The following is a 21,279-nucleotide window of genomic DNA, read 5'->3' as shown; positions in this document are numbered from 1 at the left end:
CGAGGGCCTAGAACACCGGCGTGCCGTTCCGCGTCAGCTTCCAGTCCACGGACGCGAAGTCCTTCGGGTCCAGGACGCCCTTCGCGGTGACCCACTCCGCGATCCGCGTGCGGATCTCGGTCGACTCCGACCACAGCTCCTTGGCCGAGGCGACGTGCGGGAAGGCGCCGCCGCCGTTGGCGCGGTAGTTGTTCACCGCGAACACGAACTGCCGGGCGTCGTCCAGCGCGGCACCGTTGAAGGTGAGGTTCCTGATCCGCGACCCGGCCGGCTGCGCGATGTCGATGTCGTACGACAGGCCCGAGACGTAGTCGTAGTTGTAGTCGGGACGGCCGCCCGCGTTCGTCAGCTTCTCCACGTCGACGGCCGCGTCGGCAGCCGTCTGGACGTAGTACCCCGCCGAGTACTCCAGGTAGGCCCGCACCTGCGCGCCCGTCAGCAGCTTGGCGACCAGCGTGTTGTCGTACACGTACAGGCTCGACAGGTCCCGGATGGTCACCTTGCCGGCCGGGATCTCGGAGGTGCGGGAGAACGGCGAGGCCTGCGCGATCACCGGCAGCGAGGCGTACTCGGTGCCCGCGAGCGCGGCCTTGACCACGTCCTCCTGGACCCTGGTGATCAGGTCGATGATCGGGGCGTCCTTGTAGCGGGCCTCGACCGTGGTCAGGGCAGCGGTCGCGGTGCCGACGACCTGGTTCACGTACGTGACGACCTTCGCGTGCTCGTCGCTGAGCAACTTGGTGATCTCCGGGTCGTCGGCGACCGAGTTGGAGTTGAGCACCTTCGAGGAGACGGACTCGACGGTCCACCGGCCCCTGGCGAAGACCAGCTCGATGTCGAAGACGGACAGCCGCTCCGCGTACGCCAGCGGCTCCGACAGCACGACCGTCTTCCCGGTCGTGTCGTTGGTGACCTTCAGCTCCGGGATCTCCACGTGCGCGTGCCCGACGAGGATCGCGTCGATGTCCGGGACCTGCTTGGCGACGTTGGCGGCCGCGTTCTCGACGTACGGCAGCTGGTCACCGTAGGACGAGGTACCCGAGGACCCGGAGTGCGCCGACACCACGACGACGTCCGCGCCCATCGCCTTCAGCTTCGGCACCCACTTCGCGGCCTGCTCCTCCAGGCCCGGGAACGCCAGCTTGCCCTGGACGTAGGCCTTGTCCCAGATCGCGATGCCGGGGTTGGTCAGACCGAGCACGGCGACCTTCACCGGCCGGGCGCCCGGCACGTGGAACGTCTTGATGAAGTAGGGCGGGAAGGCGGGCTTCAGCGTCTTCGCGTCGACCGCGTTGGCGCCGAGCAGCGGGAAGTCCAGCTGGTCCTCGAACGCGCGCAGGGTCTCGATGCCGTAGTTGAACTCGTGGTTGCCGAGCGCCGCGGCGTCGTACCCGATCGCGTTCATGGCCTGCGCCATCGGGTGCACCGGGCCGCCCTTGGCGGTGATCGGGTCGACCTTGGCGTAGTAGTACGTCAGCGGGGTGCCCTGGATCGTGTCGCCGGCGTCCAGCAGCAGCGTGTTGCAGTGGCCCTTCTCCGCGCGGATCTGGTTGACGAGCGTCGAGATCCGGGCCAGGCCCTGGGCGTTGCCCGCCTTGTCGGTGTACTCCGCGTTCTTGAAGTAGTCCCAGTTGAAGACGTGGCCGTGCAGGTCGGTGGTGCCCATGACGGTGAGCGAGTAGCGCTTCACGTGCTTGCCGGGCGCCTGCTGCTCGGCCGCCTCGGCCGCCGGAGCCGCCGCCGCACCGGCGATGGCCACTCCCGCTCCCGTCGCGGCGGACTTCTTCAGGAACTTCCGGCGGTTCAAGGGCATCTCTGGGTCTCCTCGGCGAATGGTCAACAACGCGCGTAGATTCTGTCCTGAACATGACTTACGGCAACAGGTCCAAGAGGTTGCGATCTGGTGACCTGTCGTGTGAACTCCGGCCGTCGAAACGGGAAGTGCGTGACAGAGTGGGACGCATGACCCAGGCGACCGTCCCGTACGGGACCCCTGAAGCCCCCCTCCTCGTGGTCCGCGGCGAGGCCGAACTCGAGGTCGAGCCCGAGGTCGCCCGCATCGGTGTGACCGTGAGCGCCCGCGGCCGCGACCGGCGCTCCACGCTGGACGACCTGACCCGGCGCAACGCGGCCGCCCTCGACCTCGTGAAGTCCTACGGGGACGCGGTGGAGGAGGTGTCCACCGGCGCCTTCTCGATCACCCCGGAACTCACCGAGCGCGGCCGGGGCGAGCGGGTGCGCAGCTACCAGGGCCGGGTCCTGCTCAGCGCCCAGCTCTCCGACTTCACCGTTCTCGGTGAACTGACCACCCGGCTGGCCGAGTTGGAGTTGACCCGGGTCGACGGCCCCTGGTGGTCCCTGCGCCCCGGCTCACCGGTGCATGCCGAGGCCCGTCGGCGGGCGGTCGGCGAGGCCGTCCAGCGGGCCCGGGAGTACGCCGAGGCCCTGGGTACCACGATCGCCGCGCTGGTCGAGCTGGCCGACACCGGCACCGAGCACCCGCGGGCCACCTTCGGCCGGGCTGCCCGGCGCATGAGCATGGTCGATACGGCCGAGGCGGCCGAGCCTCTCGATCTGGAACCCTCGCGCCTGCGCGTAACCGCTCAGGTCAGCGCCCAATTCACCCTGGTGCCGCCGCGACTGTGAATTGCGCGGCCGAGAATCGACGCCCGAAAAGAATCGCTCATAGGAGCGGGCTGCCGCACAATTCAACACTTGTCAATAGCCCTTTACCCAAAGGTTGTTGAGTGGTCATGCTGGCCGGATTCTCTACCGGCGGGTAAGGCCTAGGCTCGAATCATGCGCCGAGCAAAGATCGTCTGTACTCTGGGGCCCGCCACCGACTCGTACGACCAGATCAAGGCACTGGTCGACGCCGGAATGGACGTCGCCCGCTTCAACCTCAGCCACGGCACTCACGCCGAGCACGAGGAGCGTTACCAGCACGTACGAAAGGCCGCCGACGAAACCGGTCGCAGCGTCGGAATCCTCGCCGACCTTCAAGGCCCGAAGATCCGGCTCGGCCGTTTCACCGAAGGCCCCGTACTCCTTGAACGCGGAGACTCCTTCACCATCACCGTGGAGGAGGGCGTCGAGGGCGACCGCCACGCCTGCGGCACCACCTACGCCGGCCTCGCCGCCGACGTCACTCCCGGTGAGCGCGTCCTGGTGGACGACGGCAAGGTCTGCCTGGAGGTCACCGCCGTCGACGGCCCCCGGGTCCACACCCGGGTGGTCGAGGGCGGCATGATCTCCGACCACAAGGGCCTGAACCTCCCGGGTGTCGCCGTCTCCGTGCCGGCCCTCTCCGAGAAGGACGAGGACGACCTGCGCTGGGCGCTGCGCACCGGCTTCGACGTCATCGCCCTCTCCTTCGTCCGCACCGGCAAGGACGTCGAGGACGTCCACCGCATCATGGACGAGGAGGGCCGCCGCCTCCCGGTGATCGCCAAGGTCGAGAAGCCGCAGGCCGTCGACGCGATCGACGACATCGTCGCCTCCTTCGACGGCATCATGGTCGCGCGCGGCGACCTGGGCGTGGAGATGCCGCTGGAGCAGGTCCCGATCGTGCAGAAGCGCGCGATCAAGCTCGCCAAGCGCAACGCCAAGCCGGTCATCGTGGCCACCCAGATGCTGGACTCGATGATCGACAACTCCCGCCCGACCCGCGCCGAGGCCTCGGACGTGGCCAACGCGGTCATCGACGGCACGGACGCGGTGATGCTCTCCGGCGAGACCAGCGTCGGCAAGTACCCGATCGAGACCGTGCGGACCATGGCGAAGATCGTCGAGGCGGCCGAGGAGGACATCCTCGCCAAGGGCCTGCCGCCGCTGACCGAGCGCAACAAGCCCCGCACCCAGGGCGGCGCGGTCGCCCGGGCCGCCGCCGAGATGGGCGACTTCCTCGGGGCGAAGTTCCTGGTGGCGTTCACCCAGTCGGGAGACACGGCCCGCCGGCTGTCCCGCTACCGCTCGCCCATTGCGCTGCTGGCCTTCACCCCGGTGCAGGCCACGCGCTCCCAGCTCAGCCTGACCTGGGGTGTGGAGACCTTCCTCGGTCCGCACGTCGACTCCACGGACGCGATGGTCGACCAGGTGGACGAGCTGCTCCTGAAGTACGGCCGCTGCCACAAGGGCGACGTCGTGATCATCACGGCGGGTTCCCCGCCCGGCGTCTCCGGCTCGACCAACATGGTCCGCGTGCACCACATCGGTGAGGACGACCGTCCCCGATAGTGGGCCGGCGCACGGAAAAGGGCCCCTCGACGCGAGGGGCCCTGCCGATTCGCTGACCTTGGAATCCAATGAAAAGTGCCCCGGGTCGGACTCGAACCGACACTGTACGGGTTTTGAATCCGTTGCCTGCTGCCAATTGGGCTACCGGGGCTCGCAGAATCCAAGGTTTCCCCTGACCCTCCGCGCGTCCACCATACCGTAGCTAGGTAGGCTCTTGTCAGCAGTACCTCTGCCCTGAACGAGGAGCCCCTGTGACCCCCGAGTCGCCCCAGCCCGTAGACGCGCCCGACGACGACAAGTCGCACGTGCCTCCGCTGACGACCCGAGTCGTCATCGCTGAGGACGAGGCGCTGATCCGGCTCGATCTGAAAGAGATGCTGGAGGAGGAGGGGTACACCGTCGTCGGCGAGGCCGGGGACGGGGAGCAGGCCGTGGAGCTGGCCCGTGAGCACCGGCCGGACCTGGTGATCCTCGATGTGAAGATGCCCAAGCTGGACGGCATCTCCGCGGCCGAGAAGATCGCCGAGGAGTCCATCGCCCCGGTCCTCATGCTCACCGCCTTCTCGCAGCGCGACCTGGTCGAGCGTGCCCGGGACGCCGGCGCCATGGCCTACCTGGTGAAGCCCTTCAGCAAGAGCGACGTCGTACCGGCCATCGAGATGGCCGTCTCCCGCTTCACCGAGCTGAAGCAGCTGGAGCAGGAGGTCGCCGACCTCACCCAGCGGCTGGAGACCCGCAAGCTGGTCGACCGCGCGAAGTCCGTCCTGCAGACGGAGTACGGGCTGACCGAACCCGCCGCCTTCCGCTGGATCCAGAAGACCTCCATGGACCGCCGGATGTCCATGCAGCAGGTCGCCGAGGCGGTCATCGCGGACAACGAGGAGAAGAAGGCCGCGAAGAAGGGCTGAACAGCACCTTGCGTCGACGCGGCCCGCGCCCCTGGAGAAGAGGGCGCGGCAGTAGCGCCGGTGCGTTTCGGCTGTGTGGTCAGGCGGAGCCTTCGGTCCAGTCCCGTCGGGGGAGCGGGATGGTGGCCGGGGGCTCCCTGTCGTCGGCGCGGACGCGCAGTGCGATGGGGTGTCGGCTGCGGGGGAGGTCGTACCAGAGGTCGTAGGTGATGGTGCCGTGTGCGGCGACTTCGGTGTGCAGTGGCTGGCGTTTGATCTGGGTGGCTTCGCGGTCGATGGTGAGTTCGCTGCCGTTGTCGAGGACGAGCCGGTGGAGGTCGTTGTCGATCTGGCCGAAGACGGAGTCCTGTGAGGCGACGGTGAGGCGGATGCGGCAGAGGCGGCCCTTGGCCCAGTGTTCGCCGTGGGTGCCGATGACGGTGGTGATTCCGCAACGCAGGCCGATGGCGTCGAACTGAAGGTTTCCGCTGCGGACGGGGTCGGTTCCGGGCGCTGTTTCCAGAGGGCGCAGGGTGGGGGCGGGCTGGTGCGGCCAGAGCGCGGTTGCGGTTGCGGTGGTGATTCCCGCTCCGAGTAACAGGCCTGTGAGTGCGGCAAGTGCGGTTTGTTTCCGGCTGTTTCCCGCTCTGCTCTCCGGTGGTTTCAGGGTGCTCGGGGGTTGTCTGCGCTGAGGCATGTCTGAGTTGCCTCCGTTTGGTGGCTGCACGTCTTGTCTGTGCAGGTCGGCGGCTGGTTGTGAAGTTCGTACGATGATCTTCCGAGTGCTGTGTGATGGCCGAAACGTCCATGGGTCGGTTGGCGGGGTTCTGTATCCGGTAGATATCCGAGGTCACAGGGCGATCACACATCTGTGGACCACCTATCCGACCGGCTGGCAACCCGATTAGATTCCCCGCACACCGTAGGGATAAGCGGTGTCGGCGCGGGGGATCACGAGTTCTTCTGCGCATCATCGTTCGGGCCAGGGAGTGCTGAGTGCTGAACAAGACCGTCGTCAAGCTGGCCATTCCGATGGCCGTTGGAGCGCTGGCGCTGACCGGTTGTGGCGGTGGCGGCTCCGGTAGTGGTGGCACCACTGTGAAGATTGCCTTCGAGGGTCCGCTCTCCGGCGACAACGTCGCCCTGGGTGAGAACATGCAGAACGGCGTGCAGCTGGCGATCAAGCAGGCGAACGCGAGTGGTGACCTCAAGTTCAAACTGGAGTACGTGGCAGCCGACGACCAGGGTCTGCCGGACAAGGCACCGACCGCCGCACAGAAGGTGATTGACGACCCGGATGTCAAGGCCGTGGTCGGTCCCGCCTTCTCGGGTGCGACCAACTCGGCCTCGCCGCTGTACGCGGAGGCCGGTCTGGTGACGGTGTCGCCGTCGGCCACCAACCCGTCGCTGACGGACAAGGCCAATGGCTTCACGAGCCTCCTGCGGGCCGTTCCCAACGACAACATGCAGGGCAAGGCCATGGGCGACTTCTTCGCGAAGAAGATCGGCGCCAAGAAGGTCTACCTGATCGACGACAAGACCGACTACGGCGTGGGTCTGGCCAAGGTTGCCGAGGAGACCCTGAAGTCGGCCGGCGTCACGGTGGTGAAGAAGAGCGTCCCGCAGAAGACGCCCGACTACAGCGCCACCGCGAAGGATGTCGTCAACTCCAAGGCGGACGCGCTGATCTACGCCGGTTACTACCAGGACCTGGCCCCGCTCTCGAAGAAGCTGTCGGACGCGGGCTTCAAGGGTGCCGCGATCTCGGGTGACGGTTCGAACGATGCCAAGTTCGTGGAGCTCGCCGGTAAGGCCTCCGAGAACTGGTACCTGACCTGCCCCTGCACGGACTCGACCGTCGAGGCGGGTACGAAGAAGTTCGCGGCGGACTACCAGAAGGAGTTCAACCGGGCTCCGGGTACCTACTCCGCCGAGGCGTACGACGTCGCGAACATGATCATCGCGGAGATCAAGAAGGCCGGCTCCGGCGTCGAGCGCAAGGCGCTGCGCGATGCCCTCGCCAAGGCCTCCTACAAGGGTCTCACCAAGACGTTCTCGTTCGAGTCGAACGGTGAGTTCAAGGGTACGGACGTCTTCATCTACCAGGTGAAGAGCGGCAAGATCGAGTACCAGGGCAACGTCACCAAGCTGATCGGCTGAGGCCGGGCTCCGGCGGCTGACGCCATGTGACGGGGGTCGGGGGACACACGTTCTCCCGGCCCTTGTCTGTGAAGTGCGCAAGCAGGCACAGCCGTTGACCGCTCCGCATGTCTTTCAGCGGGCCGCCCGGCGTTCCGGGCCAGCGGCTTGTCCGGTTCTCACAGGAAGTTCAACTCCATGTCCCTTCAGGAGTTCTGGGACTATCTCGTCCTAGGGCTGATGCTCGGCTCGCTGTATGCCGTCATCGCCATCGGCTACACCCTTGTCTACGGTGTGCTGCAGCTCATCAACTTCGCCCACAGCGAGGTCTTCATGATGGGTGGTTACGGCAGCCTTGTGGTTCTCACTCTCATCAATCCGGGGGACAGCCCGTCGGCGCTGGCCTCGATCGGCTTCGTCGCACTTGCCATGGCCGGATCGGCGTTGTTCGGCGGTGTGACGGCGTACGGTCTCGAAAAGGTCGCGTACCGGCCGCTGCGCAGACGCGGGGCGCCTCGCCTGATCTTTCTGATCACCGCTATCGGTGCCTCGTTCTTCCTCTACAACCTGGCGGGCAAGCTCTTCGGCCGTGACCCGCTGACGCTGCCGGACATGTACAAGAACAGCACGGTGTTCACCGTCTTCGGTGCGGGGGTGAACATCACTCAGCTGCTGCAGTTCCTGACGGCTGTGGTCATGATGATCGGCCTCGACCTGCTGGTGAACCGTACGAAGCTCGGCAAGGGCATCCGTGCGGTGGCGCAGGACGCCGAGGTCGCGAGCCTGATGGGGGTGGACATCGACAAGGTGATCTCCCGCACCTTCATCATCGGTGGTGTGCTCGGTGGTGTGGCGGGCTTCCTGTTCGCCAACCTCAACCAGGTCTCGTACACGATGGGCTTCATTCCCGGCATCACCGCGTTCGCGGCGGCGGTGGTGGGAGGCATCGGCAACATCCGCGGCGCGATGCTCGGCGGTGTGCTGATCGGCGTGGTGGAGACGATGACGGTGCCGCTGCTCGGTGACGAGTGGCGAAGCGTTTCCGCCATGGTGGTGCTGATCCTGGTGCTGATGTTCCGTCCGACGGGCATCCTCGGTGAGCGAGTGGGGAGGGCGGCATGAGTGCGGTCGACACGTCCAAGCATCTGACTCCGTCTCAGGCAGCCAGGCTGCGTCGTACGGCGTGGTACCAGCAGCCGCGGTTCACCCGGCTGTGGGCGATGGTGGCGCTGGGCGTGCTGCTGGCCCTGGTGACGGGCGAGCAGGGCAACACGCGGGACATCTTCTTCTCCATCAACAACACGTTCACGGGCGGCGGACTGTGGGTCTGTCTCGCGCTCACCGTGGGCGTGTGGGTGCTGCGGGAGTTCGCGGGCGATGCGCTCAAGGGCCTTGCCGCGAAGGCGAAGCCGGGCGTGGCCGGTCCGCTGGGTTCGGTGCGCGGCCGGGTGCAGGCGGACAAGCGGCTGCGCTGGGGTCTGCTGATCCTCGCTCTGGTGGTGGCTCTGGCCGTCCCTCCCACGCTGCAGCCGTACTGGCAGACGGTGCTGGTCGACCAGATCGCCATCTTCGTGCTGCTGGCGATCGGTCTGAACGTGGTGATCGGCTGGGCGGGTCTGCTGGACCTCGGCTTCTTCGCCTTCTTCGCGGTGGGCGCCTACTCGACGGCGTTCTGGACGGGGCGGCTGCCGGTCGAGCCTCCGGTGGTGCTGAACCCGTTCTGGGTGATTCCGATCGCCGTGGTGACGTGTCTGCTCACGGGTGTGCTGCTGGGCGCTCCGACGCTGCGTCTGCGCGGTGACTATCTGGCTATCGTCACGCTCGGCTTCCACGAGATCATCTACCTGGTGGCGAAGAACGCGGACGGGCTGACGGGCGGTCCGCAGGGCGCGCGGATGATTCCCGACTTCTCGATCGACTTCGCCGGGATCTCCTACGAGTGGTCGATCGATCCGCTGCCGTACTGGTACCTCCTGGTGTTCTTCGTCGTGGTCGTGATCATCCTGTTCTCCCGGCTGGAGCATTCCCGGGTGGGCCGGGCGTGGACCGCGATCCGCGAGGACGAGATCGCGGCGGCGGCCAACGGTGTGAACACAGTCCGCTTCAAGATGATGGCGTTCGCGATCGGCGCGTCGACGTCGGGAGTCGCGGGTGTGGTGTTCACCAGCAAGTACGGGTACATCAACCCCGAGGTCTTCCCGCTGCTGCAGTCGATCCTGGTGCTGGCGTATGTGATCTTCGGCGGGATGGGCTCGATTCCCGGCGTGCTGCTCGGTGCCGCCTCTCTGGTGTGGCTGCCCGAGGTGCTGAAGGACTACGTGGACCCGTCCGACCGGTACATGTACCTGGGCGCACTGCTTGTGATCATGATGATTTACCGGCCGCAGGGCATCTGGCCTTCCCGCCGACGTCAGCGTGAGATGCAGCTGGCGGAGGAAGGCATCGGGGACGCGGATGCGATGTCCGAGCCGGCGGGAGGCAAGTTCTGATGACCACCGATGTGACGAGCGAGCCGGCCGCCGTCGGCGGGCCGGCGTCCGGTGACGCGGACCTGGTGCTGGAGACCTGGGATGTGACGCTGCGTTTCGGCGGCCTGACCTCTCTGGACCATGTCAATCTGCAGATGCGGCGGGGCGAGATCCTGGCGGTGATCGGCCCCAACGGTGCGGGGAAGACCTCGCTGTTCAACTCCTTGACGGGTGCGTACACCCCACAGGAGGGGAAGATCGTCTTCCGTCCGAAGGACGGCGGCGAGAAGTCCCTGCTCGGCAGCAAGCCGCATGTCGTCAACCGGCTGGGGCTGGCGCGTACCTTCCAGAACATCCGGCTGTTCTCGGCGCTCACCGCGCTGGAGAACGTGAAGATCGCGGCGGAGACCCGGCTGAAGGCCGGCCCGGTCTCGATCATGCTGGGGCTGCCGAACGCGCGGAAGGCCGAGCGGCTCAGCGACGAGCGGGCGCACCGGCTGCTGAAGTTCGTGGGCCTGGAGGACAAGCTCAACGAGATCGCGGGCAGCCTGTCCTACGGTGATCAGCGCAGCCTGGAGATCGCGCGGGCGCTGGCCACCGATCCGCAGGTGCTGCTGCTGGACGAGCCGGCGGCGGGTACCAACCCGACGGAGAAGCTCGAGCTGGAGGAGCTGATCCGCCGTATAAACACCGAACTGGGCGTGAGCGTGCTGCTGATCGAGCACGACATGCGACTGGTGATGTCGGTGGCGGACCGCGTCATGGTGCTCAACTTCGGCAAGAAGATCGCCGAGGGGACGCCGAGCGAGGTGCAGCAGCACCCCGCCGTGATCGAGGCCTACCTCGGCTCCTCCGCGGAGGACGCGGCGGCGGTCCAGGAGATCATCGCCGAGCATGAGCACCAGTCGGCGTCGGACGCGGAGGACGACCAGTGAGTACGACCACGGAGCTGGAGAAGGAGCCGGGCGGGGACGCCGGTGGTGCGGGCAGCCCGCTGCTGGAGCTGAAGAACCTGCGCGTGTTCTACGGTGCCATCGAGGCGCTCAAGGGCATCGACCTGACGGTCGGCGAGGGCGAGATCGTGGCTCTGCTCGGCGGCAACGGCGCCGGCAAGACCACGACGCTGCGCACCGTCTCCGGCATGCTGCAGCCCCGCGAGGGCCAGGTCTGCCTGCGCGGGGAGCGCATCGACGGCATCAAGTCGCACGAGCTGGTGCAGTTCGGTATCGGGCATGTGCCCGAGGGCCGGCGGGTGTTCGCGACGATGACGGTGCGCGAGAACCTGGAGATGGGTGCCTACCGCTTCAAGTCGGTGGACTCCGCCGACCTGGATCGCGTGTTCACCCTGTTTCCGAGGCTTGCGGAGCGGCGTTCGCAGTACGCGGGCACGCTGTCCGGTGGTGAGCAGCAGATGCTCGCGATCGGGCGCGCTCTGATGGGCCGGCCGGAACTGCTGCTGCTGGACGAGCCGTCGATGGGTCTCGCACCGCTGATCGTGCAGCAGATCTTCGAGATCATCCATGAGATCAACCAGCAGGGCACGACCGTGCTGCTGGTGGAGCAGAACGCGACACAGGCGCTGGGGCTGGCGAATCGGGGTTATGTCCTCGAGACCGGCTCGGTGGCCATGTCGGGCGATGCGCAGGATCTGCTGGCCGACTCGCGTATTCGGGCGGCTTACCTCGGTGAAGGCGCGGCCTGAGCCTGACGCCCAGCCGTATGTGTTGCGGGAGCCGGGAAGACGAAGTCCTCCCGGCTCCCGCGTCGTGTCTGCGGCACCGGTGGCGTGCGTGCCGAAGGCGCTACCGGGGTCGCCCGACGGCACCTGTCAGCCGTTGGCGCCCGGCCCGGGGAGCTGCGCGGGGGCGGCGTCCCGCAGCAGGCAGGTCAGCCGCGCGCTGCACACGCGCCGGCCCGCCTCGTCGCTGATCACGATCTCGTACGTCGCCGTCGAGCGGCCCCGGTGCAGGGGCGTGGCCACGCCGGTGACGAGGCCGGAGCGGACGCCACGGTGATGCGTGCAGTTCAGGTCCACGCCGACCGCGATCTTCGAGCTGCCGCCGTGCAGCATGGAGCCGACCGAGCCCAGGGTCTCCGCCAGCACCGCGGAGGCCCCGCCGTGCAGCAGGCCGTACGGCTGGGTGTTGCCCTCCACCGGCATCGTCCCGACGACCCGCTCCGCCGAGGCCTCCAGGATCTGCACACCCATCCGCGTCCCGAGGTGGCCTGCCGAGAACAGCGCGGGCAGGTCGACGCCGAGCGCCGCGTACTCGTCTATGACCTCCTGCGGGAATTTCACCTGCTGCTGCTCACCCATGGGCCCGGCTCCGTTCGTCGTACACCTGTCTCTTGGCTGAGCAAACGCTCAGTCGGCCGCCGATTGTTCCAGACGCACGACCACGGACTTGCTGGCCGGGGTGTTGCTGGTGTCCGCCGTGGCGTCCAGCGGCACGAGCACGTTGGTCTCCGGGTAGTAGGCCGCGGCACAGCCCCGGGCCGTCGGATAGTGCACGACCCGGAAGCCCGGCGCCCGGCGCTCCACGCCGTCCTTCCACTCGCTCACCAGGTCGACGTACGACCCGTCGGCGATCCCCAGGGCGCGCGCGTCCTGAGGGTTCACCAGGACCACCCGACGGCCGTTCGTGATGCCCCGGTAGCGGTCGTCCAGGCCGTAGATCGTGGTGTTGTACTGGTCGTGCGAGCGCAGCGTCTGCAGCAGCAGCCGGCCCTCGGGCAGCTCCGGGTACTCCACCGGCGCCGCCGTGAAGTTCGCCTTTCCGGTGGCCGTGGGGAAGCGGCGCTCGTCGCGCGGCGCGTGCGGCAGCACGAAGCCGCCGGGGCGCTCCACGCGCGTGTTGAAGTCCTCGAAACCGGGGATCACGCGCGCGATGCGGTCCCGGATGGTCGCGTAGTCCTTCTCGAACTCCTCCCACGGCACGACGCTGTCCTCGCCCAGCACCCGGCGCGCCATCCGGCACACGATCGCCGGCTCGGACAGCAGCTGCCCGCTCGCGGGGGCGAGCCGCCCGCGTGAGGCGTGCACCATGCCCATGGAGTCCTCCACGGTCACGAACTGCTCGCCACTGCTCTGCAGATCGCACTCGGTCCGGCCCAGGGTGGGCAGGATCAGCGCCCGCGCGCCCGTGACGACGTGCGAGCGGTTGAGCTTGGTCGACACGTGCACCGTCAGCCGGGCCCGCCGCATGGCCGCCTCGGTCACCTCGGTGTCGGGGGAGGCGGAGACGAAGTTGCCGCCCATCGCGAAGAACACCTTCGCCTCGCCGTCGCGCAGCGCACGGATGGCCCGTACGACGTCGAAGCCGTGCTCGCGCGGGGGCGCGAACCCGAACTCCTTCTCCAGCGCGTCCAGGAACGCCGGAGCGGGCCGCTCGAAGATGCCCATCGTGCGGTCGCCCTGCACGTTCGAGTGGCCGCGCACCGGACACACGCCCGCGCCCGGGCGGCCGATGTTGCCCCGCAGGAGCAGGAAGTTGACCACCTCGCGGATGGTCGGAACGGCGTGCTTGTGCTGGGTGAGGCCCATCGCCCAGCAGACGATGGTCCGCCGGGAGGCGAGCACCATCCGCAGGGCCTCCTCGATCTGCGCCCTCGTGAGGCCGGTCGCGGTGAGCGTCTCGTCCCAGTCGGCGGCCTGTGCGGCTGCCGCGAACTCCTCGTACCCGTGGGTGTGTTCGCGCACGAACTCCTCGTCGACCGCGCCCTGCGTCTCAAGGATCAGCTTGTTGAGGAGGCGGAACAGGGCCTGGTCGCCGCCGATGCGGATCTGCAGGAACAGGTCGGTGAGGGCGGCGCCCCTGAGCATGCCCTGCGGGGTCTGCGGGTTCTTGAACCGCTCCAGGCCGGCTTCGGGAAGCGGGTTGACGCTGATGATCTTCGCGCCGTTCGCCTTGGCCTTCTCCAGGGCGGAGAGCATGCGCGGATGGTTCGTCCCCGGGTTCTGCCCCGCGACGATGATCAGGTCTGCCTTGTAGAGGTCCTCCAGCAGGACGCTGCCCTTGCCGATGCCGATCGTCTCGGAGAGCGCCGAGCCGGACGACTCGTGGCACATGTTCGAGCAGTCGGGAAGGTTGTTGGTGCCCAGCTCACGCGCGAAGAGCTGGTACAGGAACGCGGCCTCGTTGCTGGTCCGCCCCGAGGTGTAGAAGACGGCCTCGTCGGGGGAGCCGAGGGCGGAGATCTCCTCGGCGATGATGTCGAAGGCACGCTCCCAGCTGACCGGCTCGTAGTGGTCCCCGCCCTCGGGGAGATGCATGGGGTGCGTGAGCCGACCCTGCTGCCCCAGCCAGTAACCGCTCCTGGAGGCCAGGTCGGCGACGGAGTGCGCGGCGAAGAACTCCGGGGTGACCCGGCGCAGGGTCGCCTCCTCGGCCACCGCCTTGGCGCCGTTCTCGCAGAACTCCGCCTTGTGCCGGTGGTCCGGCTCCGGCCAGGCACAGCCCGGGCAGTCGAAGCCGTCCTTCTGGTTCACCCGCAGCAGCGTCAGCGCGGTGCGCTTCACACCCATCTGCTGCTGGGCGATGCGCAGGGTGTGCCCGATGGCGGGCAGCCCCGCCGCCGCGTGCTTCGGCTCCGCGACCTGCGGCGCGTCCTGAACCGGATCACCCTTGGGCGGCTTGGTCGCCATCGCACGGTCCCCTTCGACTGCGTGTGAGAAGTACGCTGCCGATCCTCCCACGGGCCACCGACAGCCGTGAGCCCCGGCCCTGCCGGGGGACGGGAGCAATGCCCCCGCCGGGGGACGGGAGCAATACCCCGCCGGTCCGCGGGCTTCCCGGCGGTGCTGTCCCACGGTGCCCAACCCGCCGCGGCCCGGACTGTCAGTGGCTCGTGGCAGGATCGGGGGCGTGGCAGAGACAGCATCGAAGAAGACCGACAAGACCCCCGGCGGCACCCGTCCCCGGCTGATGCTCATGGACGGGCACTCGCTGGCCTACCGCGCGTTCTTCGCGCTGCCCGCGGAGAACTTCACGACCGCGACGGGCCAGCCGACGAACGCGATCTACGGCTTCGCGTCGATGCTGGCCAACACCCTGCGTGACGAGGCCCCCACGCACTTCGCGGTGGCCTTCGACGTCTCCCGCAAGACCTGGCGGTCCGAGCAGTTCACCGAGTACAAGGCGAACCGCTCCAAGACCCCGGACGAGTTCAAGGGCCAGGTCGAGCTGATCGGCGAGCTGCTCGACGCGATGCACGCGCCGCGCTTCGCCGTCGAGGGCTTCGAGGCGGACGACGTCATCGCCACCCTCGCCACCCAGGCCGAGGCCGAGGGCTTCGAAGTGCTGATCGTCACCGGCGACCGCGACTCCTTCCAGCTGGTCACCGAGAACACCACGGTGCTGTACCCGACGAAGGGCGTCTCGGAGCTGACCCGCTTCACCCCGGAGAAGGTTTTCGAGAAGTACGGCTTGACGCCCGCGCAGTACCCGGACTTCGCGGCCCTGCGCGGCGACCCGTCCGACAACCTCCCCGGCATCCCCGGTGTCGGCGAGAAGACCGCCGCGAAGTGGATCAACCAGTTCGGCTCGTTCGCGGAGCTGGTCGAGCGTGTCGAGGAGGTCAAGGGCAAGGCCGGGCAGAACCTCCGCGACCACCTGGAGGCGGTCAAGCTCAACCGCCGCCTCACCGAGCTGGAGCGCCAGGTCGAGCTGCCGAAGACGGTAGCCGACCTGGAGCGGGCCCCGTACGACCGCAAGACGGTCGCGATGGTCCTGGACACCCTGGAGATCCGCAACCCGTCCCTGCGCGAGCGTCTCTTCGCCGTCGACCCCGGCGCCGAGGAGGCCGAGACCACCCCGGTGGCGGTGGACGGCGTGGAACTGGACGGCAAGGTCCTCGGCGCCGGCGAGCTGGCCCCCTGGCTGGCCGAGCACGGCACCGGGACCCTCGGCGTCGCCACGGTCGACACCTGGGCCCTGGGCACCGGCTCGGTCGCCGAGGTCGCGCTCGCCGCGGCCGGGGGAGCGGCCGCCTGGTTCGACCCCGCAGAGTTGGACGAGGCCGACGAGAACGCGTTCGCGTCCTGGCTGGCCGACGCGGGCCGCCCCAAGGTGTTCCACAGCGCCAAGGGCGCCATGCGCGTCTTCGCCGAGCACGGCTGGAGCGTCGAGGGCGTCGCCATGGACACCGCCCTCGCCGCCTACCTGGTCAAGCCGGGCCGCCGCTCCTTCGACCTGGACGCGCTGTCCCTGGAGTACCTGCATCGCGAGCTGGCCCCGGCCGCCGCGGCCGACGGCCAGCTGGCCTTCGGCGCGGACGACGGCGCCGAGGCCGAGGCGCTGATGATCCAGGCCCGAGCAGTCCTCGACCTGGGCGAGGCCTTCGAAGGCCGTCTCCAGGAGGTCGGCGCGGCGGACCTCCTGCGCGACATGGAGCTGCCCACCTCCGCCCTGCTCGCCCGTATGGAGCGCCACGGCATCGCGGCCGACCGCGCGCACCTCGAAGCGATGGAGCAGATGTTCGCGGGCGCCGTGCAGCAGGCCGTGAAGGAGGCGCACGCCGCTGCCGGCCACGAGTTCAACCTGGGCTCGCCCAAGCAGCTTCAGGAAGTCCTCTTCGGCGAGCTGGCCCTGCCCAGGACGAAGAAGACGAAGACCGGCTACACCACCGACGCGGACGCCCTGGCCTGGCTCGCCACCCAGACGGACAACGAGCTGCCGGTGATCATGCTCCGCCACCGCGAGCAGGCGAAGCTGCGGGTCACGGTCGAGGGCCTCATCAAGACGATCGCGGCCGACGGCCGTATCCACACCACCTTCAACCAGACGGTGGCCGCGACCGGCCGGCTGTCCTCCACGGACCCGAACCTGCAGAACATCCCGGTCCGCACCGACGAGGGCCGCGCGATCCGCCGCGGCTTCGTGGTCGGCGAGGGCTTCGAGTCCCTGATGACCGCCGACTACAGCCAGATCGAGCTGCGCGTGATGGCCCATCTCTCCGAGGACGAGGGCCTCATCCAGGCGTTCACCTCGGGCGAGGATCTGCACACCACGGCCGCGTCTCAGGTCTTCGGCGTCGAGCCCGTCGCGGTGGACGCGGAGATGCGCCGCAAGATCAAGGCGATGTCGTACGGCCTGGCCTACGGCCTCTCCGCCTTCGGCCTCTCCCAGCAGCTGAACATCGAGGCGGCGGAGGCACGCGCCCTCATGGACGCGTACTTCGAGCGCTTCGGCGGCGTCCGGGACTATCTGCGCCGGGCGGTCGACGAGGCGCGGGCGACGGGCTACACGGCGACGCTCTTCGGGCGCCGCCGCTACCTCCCCGACCTCAACAGCGACAACCGCCAGCGCCGCGAGGCGGCAGAGCGCATGGCCCTGAACGCGCCGATCCAGGGCACGGCGGCCGACATCGTCAAGATCGCCATGCTCAAGGTCGACCAGGCCCTGCGCGAGGCGGACCTCAAGTCCCGCATGCTCCTCCAGGTCCACGACGAAATCGTCCTGGAGATCGCCCCCGGCGAGCGCAAGACCGCCGAGGAGATCGTCCGCCGCGAGATGGCCGCCGCGGTCCACCTGAGGGCCCCGCTCGACGTCTCCGTGGGCGTGGGCCCGGACTGGGAGTCCGCGGCGCACTAGCCTTCGGCGATTCAGCGGAGAGGGCGTTGTCGGCACCGGCAGGACAACGCCCTCTCCGCCGGCGCGAGGGCTGCCGCCGGTACACCGGCGCAAAAACTGACCGGTCGCCGGGCTGCCAGGCGCACACCAGCTGTCCCCCCACGCCCTCAAGGCAGTGGGGGAGGTGCCGAACCCACCGCACCCCGCACGGCCACTCCACCCCCCCGCACCCTATTCCGGCTGAACCCCCGGAGGGCGTTTCACTCACGTGGCCCCCGCCAAAACGCCCCCCGAGCCCGGCAGCCGCAACACTGCGAGCATGGGTATACGCATGCAACACCGCCGGACGCCCGAGGCGCGCCACGGCACCCCGGCCCCGGCGGACACCGCCTCGGCCCGGGCCACGGCCGCCTCGCCGGTCCCGCCCTTCGCGGCCGACGCAAGCACCGCCCGCATCCCCGCCGACCCGGCCAAGACCGTACGCAGGACCGCGGCGGACCTGAGGCGCCGGCTGGCCGCCCGTACCCGCCGTGCCCCCGACTAGCGCGCCTGGCCGGACCTCGCCCGCGGCTACCTCGCGCTGCTGCTCACCGTGATCCCGAGGACACGGCCCCGGCGCACCCTCACCGTCTTCGAGGTCACCCTCGCCGAGCGGCCGTACGGTCCTGCCGCGCACCGACCGCCCCACCGGGACCGCCCGGGACCCCGGTGGGGCGCCACATCCTGACCCCGGCCGCGTACACGAGCACCCCGAGGAGGAGCCCGGCGCCCACGCCGAAGCACAGTGAGGTCACCCTCGCCGAGCGGCCGTACGGTCCTGCCGCGCACCGACCGCCCCACCGGGACCGCCCGGGACCCCGGTGGGGCGCCACATCCTGACCCCGGCCGCGTACACGAGCACGCCGAGGAGGAGCCCGGCGCCCACGCCGAAGCACAGCGTGGGCACGAGGCCCCAGGGCTTCGCGTTCGCACCCCAGTAGTCCCACCACCGCGTCGCCCGCTGCACCGCCGCCACCAGGGCGCAGCCGCCGAGCACGGCACCGGCCCGTCGGCGGTCCCGTACGGACAGCGCGGGCACCCCCACCGGTTCGCCGGCCGGCGCCCGCCGCAGCGCGCGGGTCAGGAACACGGCGATCACCACGGCGGCCACCGCGGACGAGCCGTACTGCAGCCATGTGTAGAGCGGCATGCCCGCAACGCCCCGGCCCAGGGCCGGAATCAGCCGCGACCCCCACCGGTCGTGATGCGTGAACGCGTCCCACACGACATGCGTCAGCGCACCGAGCACCGCGGAGACGTACCACCACAGCACGGAAACGGCTCGCACGCGCGCGCGTGGCGCACCGCAGCGCAACAGGGCGGCCGGACGGCCCTGCCGGCCCCGGGGCAGCAGCGCCACCAGCGGTTCCCGGACGAACAGCCACAAACCCACCAGCGCCCAGGAGATGAGCACGTCCACGCCGACCACACCGGGCAGAGAGTGCGTGACCGTACCGAACTCCATCCCGCCGGGCAGGACGCTCGCCGCGTAATAGGTCATGTCGGGCGCGAAGGAGCCCGCGACGAGCACCGAGGGCGCCAGCCGGCCCCGGCCGCCGCCGTCCTGGCGGAGGGCGGGCAGTACGGCTGCCGCATGGCTGAGCGTGAACGGCAACTGGCCCCCCTGGAGCGGTCGTCGGCGCCGGCGCCGGAACCGGTGATCACGTCGTGTCCAGTATGCGTGAGGGCCACCCGGGGCCGTACATACCAACGAGAGTTGGCCAACCGGTGAAAATCGGGCGCGAACGGGTGCCCGCGCCCAGCAGGTTGCCGTAGGGTCTCCTGGGTCGCCGTGCCGGACACGTGATCGAATACATGTCCCACGGGTGGAATGGCGGAACAAGGGCAACCACAGCACCGGGTCAACCGTCACACCAGAGCGAGGCACACAGACGGAGAAGGACGCACCTGCGTCCACGGGAGGGGTTCACTCTATGGCGGCGCACATCGGCAGGCGGCTGCGCAAGGGAGCAGCGACCACCGCGGTGGCCGCGGCAGCGGTTGCGGCTCTGTCCGCGTCCCAGGGGCCGGGAGCGGCCGGCGAGGACAACGGCAGACAGTCCGCGGCCGGCGCCAGCACCTCCGTACCGGACGCGGTCGTCGACGGCGAAGCGGCCGGCAACGCCACCGGCAACTCCCCGTACTACACGGACCTGCCGCCGCTCAACAGCCCCAACCCCAGCCCGTCGCCCACCATCGGCACGCCCGTCGCCCGGGGCGAGGCCGAGGCCGGCATCCCCGCGACGGTCCTCGACGCCTACAAGAAGGCCGAGGCCGAGCTGCGCAGCTCCAAGCCGGGCTGCAACCTGCCCTGGCAACTCCTGGCCGCCATCGGCAAGGTCGAGTCGGGCCAGGCCCGCGGCGGCCAGGTCGACGCCGACGGCACGACCCTGAGCCGCATCCTCGGCCCGCAGCTCGACGGCAACGGCTTCGCGCTCATCAAGGACACCGACCACGGCAGGTACGACGGCAACAGCACCTACGACGCCGCCGTCGGCCCGATGCAGTTCATCCCGTCCACCTGGGCCTGGGCCGGCCGCGACGGCAACGGCGACGGCACGGCGGACCCCAACAACGTCTACGACGCCGCGCTCGCCGCCGGCCACTACCTGTGCCGCAACAACTGGGACATGTCCGGCGAAGCCGGCCTGCACAGCGCGATCCTCAGCTACAACAACTCGCAGGACTACCTGAACCTGGTCCTGAGCTGGCTGGAGTACTACCGCAAGGGCACCCACTCCGTGCCCGACGGCACCGGCACCGTGCCTTCCCACCGCAGCGACGACGGCAAGAAGCCCACCCGTTCGAAGCCCTCCGGCCCGCCGAAGACCAAGCCGGCCCCGCGCAAGCCCGGCGGCGGCAAGGACACCCCCGACCCGAAGCCCCCGAAGCCGCCGGTCCCGCAGACCCCCTCCGACACCGTGGACCACCTGGAGGACGCGGGCACCGCCAAGCTCACGGCGATGGCCGGCGACACGTTCGGCGGGCGGATCGGCACCCGCGCCGAGACCAAGGCCGGGGCGGCCGTCGCCAAGGTCAGGATCCGGTTCACCATCACCGGCGACACCGACGCCACCTTCGCCGGCGGCGAGACCGTGGCCACGATCGCCACCGACGCCAAGGGCGTGGCGCTCGCGCCGGCGCTGAAGGCGGGCGAGAAGACCGGCGACTTCAAGATCACCACCGCCGTCGTCGGCCACAAGGCCAAGACCGTCGGCTACACGGCCACCGTCACCGCGCGCGCCGCCGACACCCTCGCCCGCACCGGCGACACCCCGCTGACCTGCACCCCGGGCGGCGAGTTCGCCGACCAGGTCGAGGTGAAGGCGACGTACAAGGGCGCCGTCGCCGACAAGGTCGCGGCCACCGCCACCCTCATCAAGTCGGCCGACGACCCCACCGAGAACGACAAGGGCCCCTACTTCAAGGACGCCGACGGCAAGACCGTCCGCACGCTCACCGGCCTGCAGACCGACGACAAGGGTCTGCTCACGCTGCCGAAGCTGTACGCGGACGACACCACCGGCACCTTCCTGCTCCGCATCACCACCACCGGCGGCGCGACCCTCACCGTCGAGCTGACGGTCGCCGCGCCCGACTCCTCGGCCAGCCCCTCGCCGAGCCCGTCCGCGACCTCCTGACGGCACGGACGACCCGCAGGGCCACAGGGCGCCCCCTCCGCCACGGAGGGGGCGCCCTCGTCCGTGTGCGCTATCTGTTCTCATCTCGGCCGCCCGTTGCTACGGTGCCTGCCGCACCTGACGATCCATCAGGAACCGTCCGCCGGGAGGCCCCGCATGCGTGCCCTGATCGCCGCCGCGACCGGTCTCGCCCTCGCGTTCGCCCTGGTTCTGGCGATGACCGCCATGGGGACGCCGACGGGCCGGACGTCGCCCAAGCCGCTGCTGACGACCGTGCCCTCGCACCCGTAGCAGCGCC

17 protein-coding genes and 1 tRNA gene are annotated in these 21,279 nt (G+C 69.3%); 12 read left to right on the top strand and 6 right to left on the bottom strand.

Annotated elements, in window-relative coordinates; genetic code table 11:
- Positions 1–7: 7 nt before the first annotated feature.
- A complete protein-coding gene (locus ACZ5DS_RS01385) occupies positions 8–1,813 on the bottom strand; it encodes a bifunctional metallophosphatase/5'-nucleotidase (protein ID WP_468232792.1) in 1,806 nt (601 codons plus the stop codon).
- Positions 1,814–1,962: 149 nt separating this feature from the next.
- On the opposite strand from ACZ5DS_RS01385, the gene ACZ5DS_RS01380 reads away from it, so the two are divergent.
- Together ACZ5DS_RS01380 and pyk are read left to right on the top strand one after the other, a co-directional pair.
- On the top strand, positions 1,963–2,646 hold the full coding sequence (locus ACZ5DS_RS01380; protein WP_468232791.1) for an SIMPL domain-containing protein: 684 nt from the start codon (positions 1,963–1,965) through the stop codon (positions 2,644–2,646).
- Positions 2,647–2,799: 153 nt separating this feature from the next.
- Positions 2,800–4,236 (top strand): pyruvate kinase, encoded by a 1,437-nt coding sequence (gene pyk / locus ACZ5DS_RS01375; RefSeq protein ID WP_468232789.1) that lies wholly within the window; start codon positions 2,800–2,802, stop codon positions 4,234–4,236.
- A gap of 76 nt (positions 4,237–4,312) precedes the next feature.
- Here the strand turns inward: pyk and ACZ5DS_RS01370 are convergent.
- A tRNA-Leu gene (locus ACZ5DS_RS01370) sits at positions 4,313–4,387 on the bottom strand.
- 100 nt (positions 4,388–4,487) lie between these two features.
- Here ACZ5DS_RS01370 and ACZ5DS_RS01365 point away from each other — a divergent pair.
- Positions 4,488–5,144, top strand: coding sequence for an ANTAR domain-containing response regulator (locus tag ACZ5DS_RS01365; protein ID WP_468232787.1), 657 nt, complete (start codon positions 4,488–4,490; stop codon positions 5,142–5,144).
- Between the two features lie 79 nt (positions 5,145–5,223).
- Here the strand turns inward: ACZ5DS_RS01365 and ACZ5DS_RS01360 are convergent, their stop codons facing one another.
- A complete protein-coding gene (locus tag ACZ5DS_RS01360) occupies positions 5,224–5,820 on the bottom strand; it encodes a hypothetical protein (protein ID WP_468232785.1) in 597 nt (198 codons plus the stop codon).
- Between the two features lie 299 nt (positions 5,821–6,119).
- Here ACZ5DS_RS01360 and ACZ5DS_RS01355 point away from each other — a divergent pair, with 299 nt between their 5' ends.
- The 5 genes from ACZ5DS_RS01355 (at position 6,120) to ACZ5DS_RS01335 (ending at position 11,432) form a co-directional block, all read left to right on the top strand.
- Positions 6,120–7,283: a branched-chain amino acid ABC transporter substrate-binding protein gene (locus ACZ5DS_RS01355; protein ID WP_468232783.1), complete on the top strand. Its 1,164-nt coding sequence runs from the start codon at positions 6,120–6,122 to the stop codon at positions 7,281–7,283.
- A gap of 219 nt (positions 7,284–7,502) precedes the next feature.
- Complete coding sequence (locus tag ACZ5DS_RS01350; RefSeq protein ID WP_468232781.1) at positions 7,503–8,384, top strand: branched-chain amino acid ABC transporter permease; 882 nt, start codon at positions 7,503–7,505, stop codon at positions 8,382–8,384.
- Positions 8,381–9,751, top strand: coding sequence for a branched-chain amino acid ABC transporter permease (locus ACZ5DS_RS01345; RefSeq protein WP_468232780.1), 1,371 nt, complete (start codon positions 8,381–8,383; stop codon positions 9,749–9,751). The genes ACZ5DS_RS01350 and ACZ5DS_RS01345 overlap by 4 nt, the downstream gene beginning before the upstream one ends.
- Positions 9,751–10,665 carry an ABC transporter ATP-binding protein gene (locus tag ACZ5DS_RS01340; RefSeq protein WP_468232778.1) on the top strand — a complete coding sequence of 305 codons (915 nt, stop codon included), beginning with the start codon at positions 9,751–9,753 and terminating at the stop codon, positions 10,663–10,665. The genes ACZ5DS_RS01345 and ACZ5DS_RS01340 overlap by 1 nt, the downstream gene beginning before the upstream one ends.
- A 14-nt stretch (positions 10,666–10,679) precedes the next feature.
- The gene (locus ACZ5DS_RS01335) at positions 10,680–11,432 is read left to right on the top strand and encodes an ABC transporter ATP-binding protein (protein ID WP_468233853.1); all 753 of its coding nucleotides are present in this window, start codon (positions 10,680–10,682) and stop codon (positions 11,430–11,432) included.
- A gap of 126 nt (positions 11,433–11,558) precedes the next feature.
- On the opposite strand, the gene ACZ5DS_RS01330 is transcribed toward ACZ5DS_RS01335, so the two are convergent.
- Positions 11,559–12,047 (bottom strand): hotdog fold thioesterase, encoded by a 489-nt coding sequence (locus ACZ5DS_RS01330; RefSeq protein ID WP_468232777.1) that lies wholly within the window; start codon positions 12,045–12,047, stop codon positions 11,559–11,561.
- A gap of 48 nt (positions 12,048–12,095) precedes the next feature.
- On the bottom strand, positions 12,096–14,375 hold the full coding sequence (locus tag ACZ5DS_RS01325) for an FdhF/YdeP family oxidoreductase (RefSeq protein ID WP_468232775.1): 2,280 nt from the start codon (positions 14,373–14,375) through the stop codon (positions 12,096–12,098).
- 220 nt (positions 14,376–14,595) lie between these two features.
- On the opposite strand from ACZ5DS_RS01325, the gene polA reads away from it, so the two are divergent.
- Together polA and ACZ5DS_RS01315 are read left to right on the top strand one after the other, a co-directional pair.
- Positions 14,596–17,322 (top strand): DNA polymerase I, encoded by a 2,727-nt coding sequence (gene polA, locus ACZ5DS_RS01320; protein WP_468232773.1) that lies wholly within the window; start codon positions 14,596–14,598, stop codon positions 17,320–17,322.
- A gap of 298 nt (positions 17,323–17,620) precedes the next feature.
- Positions 17,621–17,845: a hypothetical protein gene (locus ACZ5DS_RS01315; protein WP_468232772.1), complete on the top strand. Its 225-nt coding sequence runs from the start codon at positions 17,621–17,623 to the stop codon at positions 17,843–17,845.
- A gap of 246 nt (positions 17,846–18,091) precedes the next feature.
- Here ACZ5DS_RS01315 and ACZ5DS_RS01310 read toward each other — a convergent pair whose 3' ends face one another.
- Positions 18,092–18,955: a DUF4184 family protein gene (locus ACZ5DS_RS01310; RefSeq protein ID WP_468232770.1), complete on the bottom strand. Its 864-nt coding sequence runs from the start codon at positions 18,953–18,955 to the stop codon at positions 18,092–18,094.
- A gap of 319 nt (positions 18,956–19,274) precedes the next feature.
- On the opposite strand from ACZ5DS_RS01310, the gene ACZ5DS_RS01305 reads away from it, so the two are divergent.
- Both ACZ5DS_RS01305 and ACZ5DS_RS01300 read left to right on the top strand, forming a co-directional pair.
- Positions 19,275–20,981, top strand: a complete 1,707-nt coding sequence (locus ACZ5DS_RS01305; RefSeq protein WP_468232768.1) for a lytic transglycosylase domain-containing protein — start codon at positions 19,275–19,277, stop codon at positions 20,979–20,981.
- A 156-nt stretch (positions 20,982–21,137) separates the two neighbouring features.
- Positions 21,138–21,272 (top strand): SPW_0924 family protein, encoded by a 135-nt coding sequence (locus ACZ5DS_RS01300; RefSeq protein ID WP_228622578.1) that lies wholly within the window; start codon positions 21,138–21,140, stop codon positions 21,270–21,272.
- Positions 21,273–21,279 lie beyond the last annotated feature (7 nt).

Source organism: Streptomyces sp. NPDC031100 (genome assembly GCF_055570785.1).
This window is presented reverse-complemented; position numbering and strand designations above follow the sequence as displayed.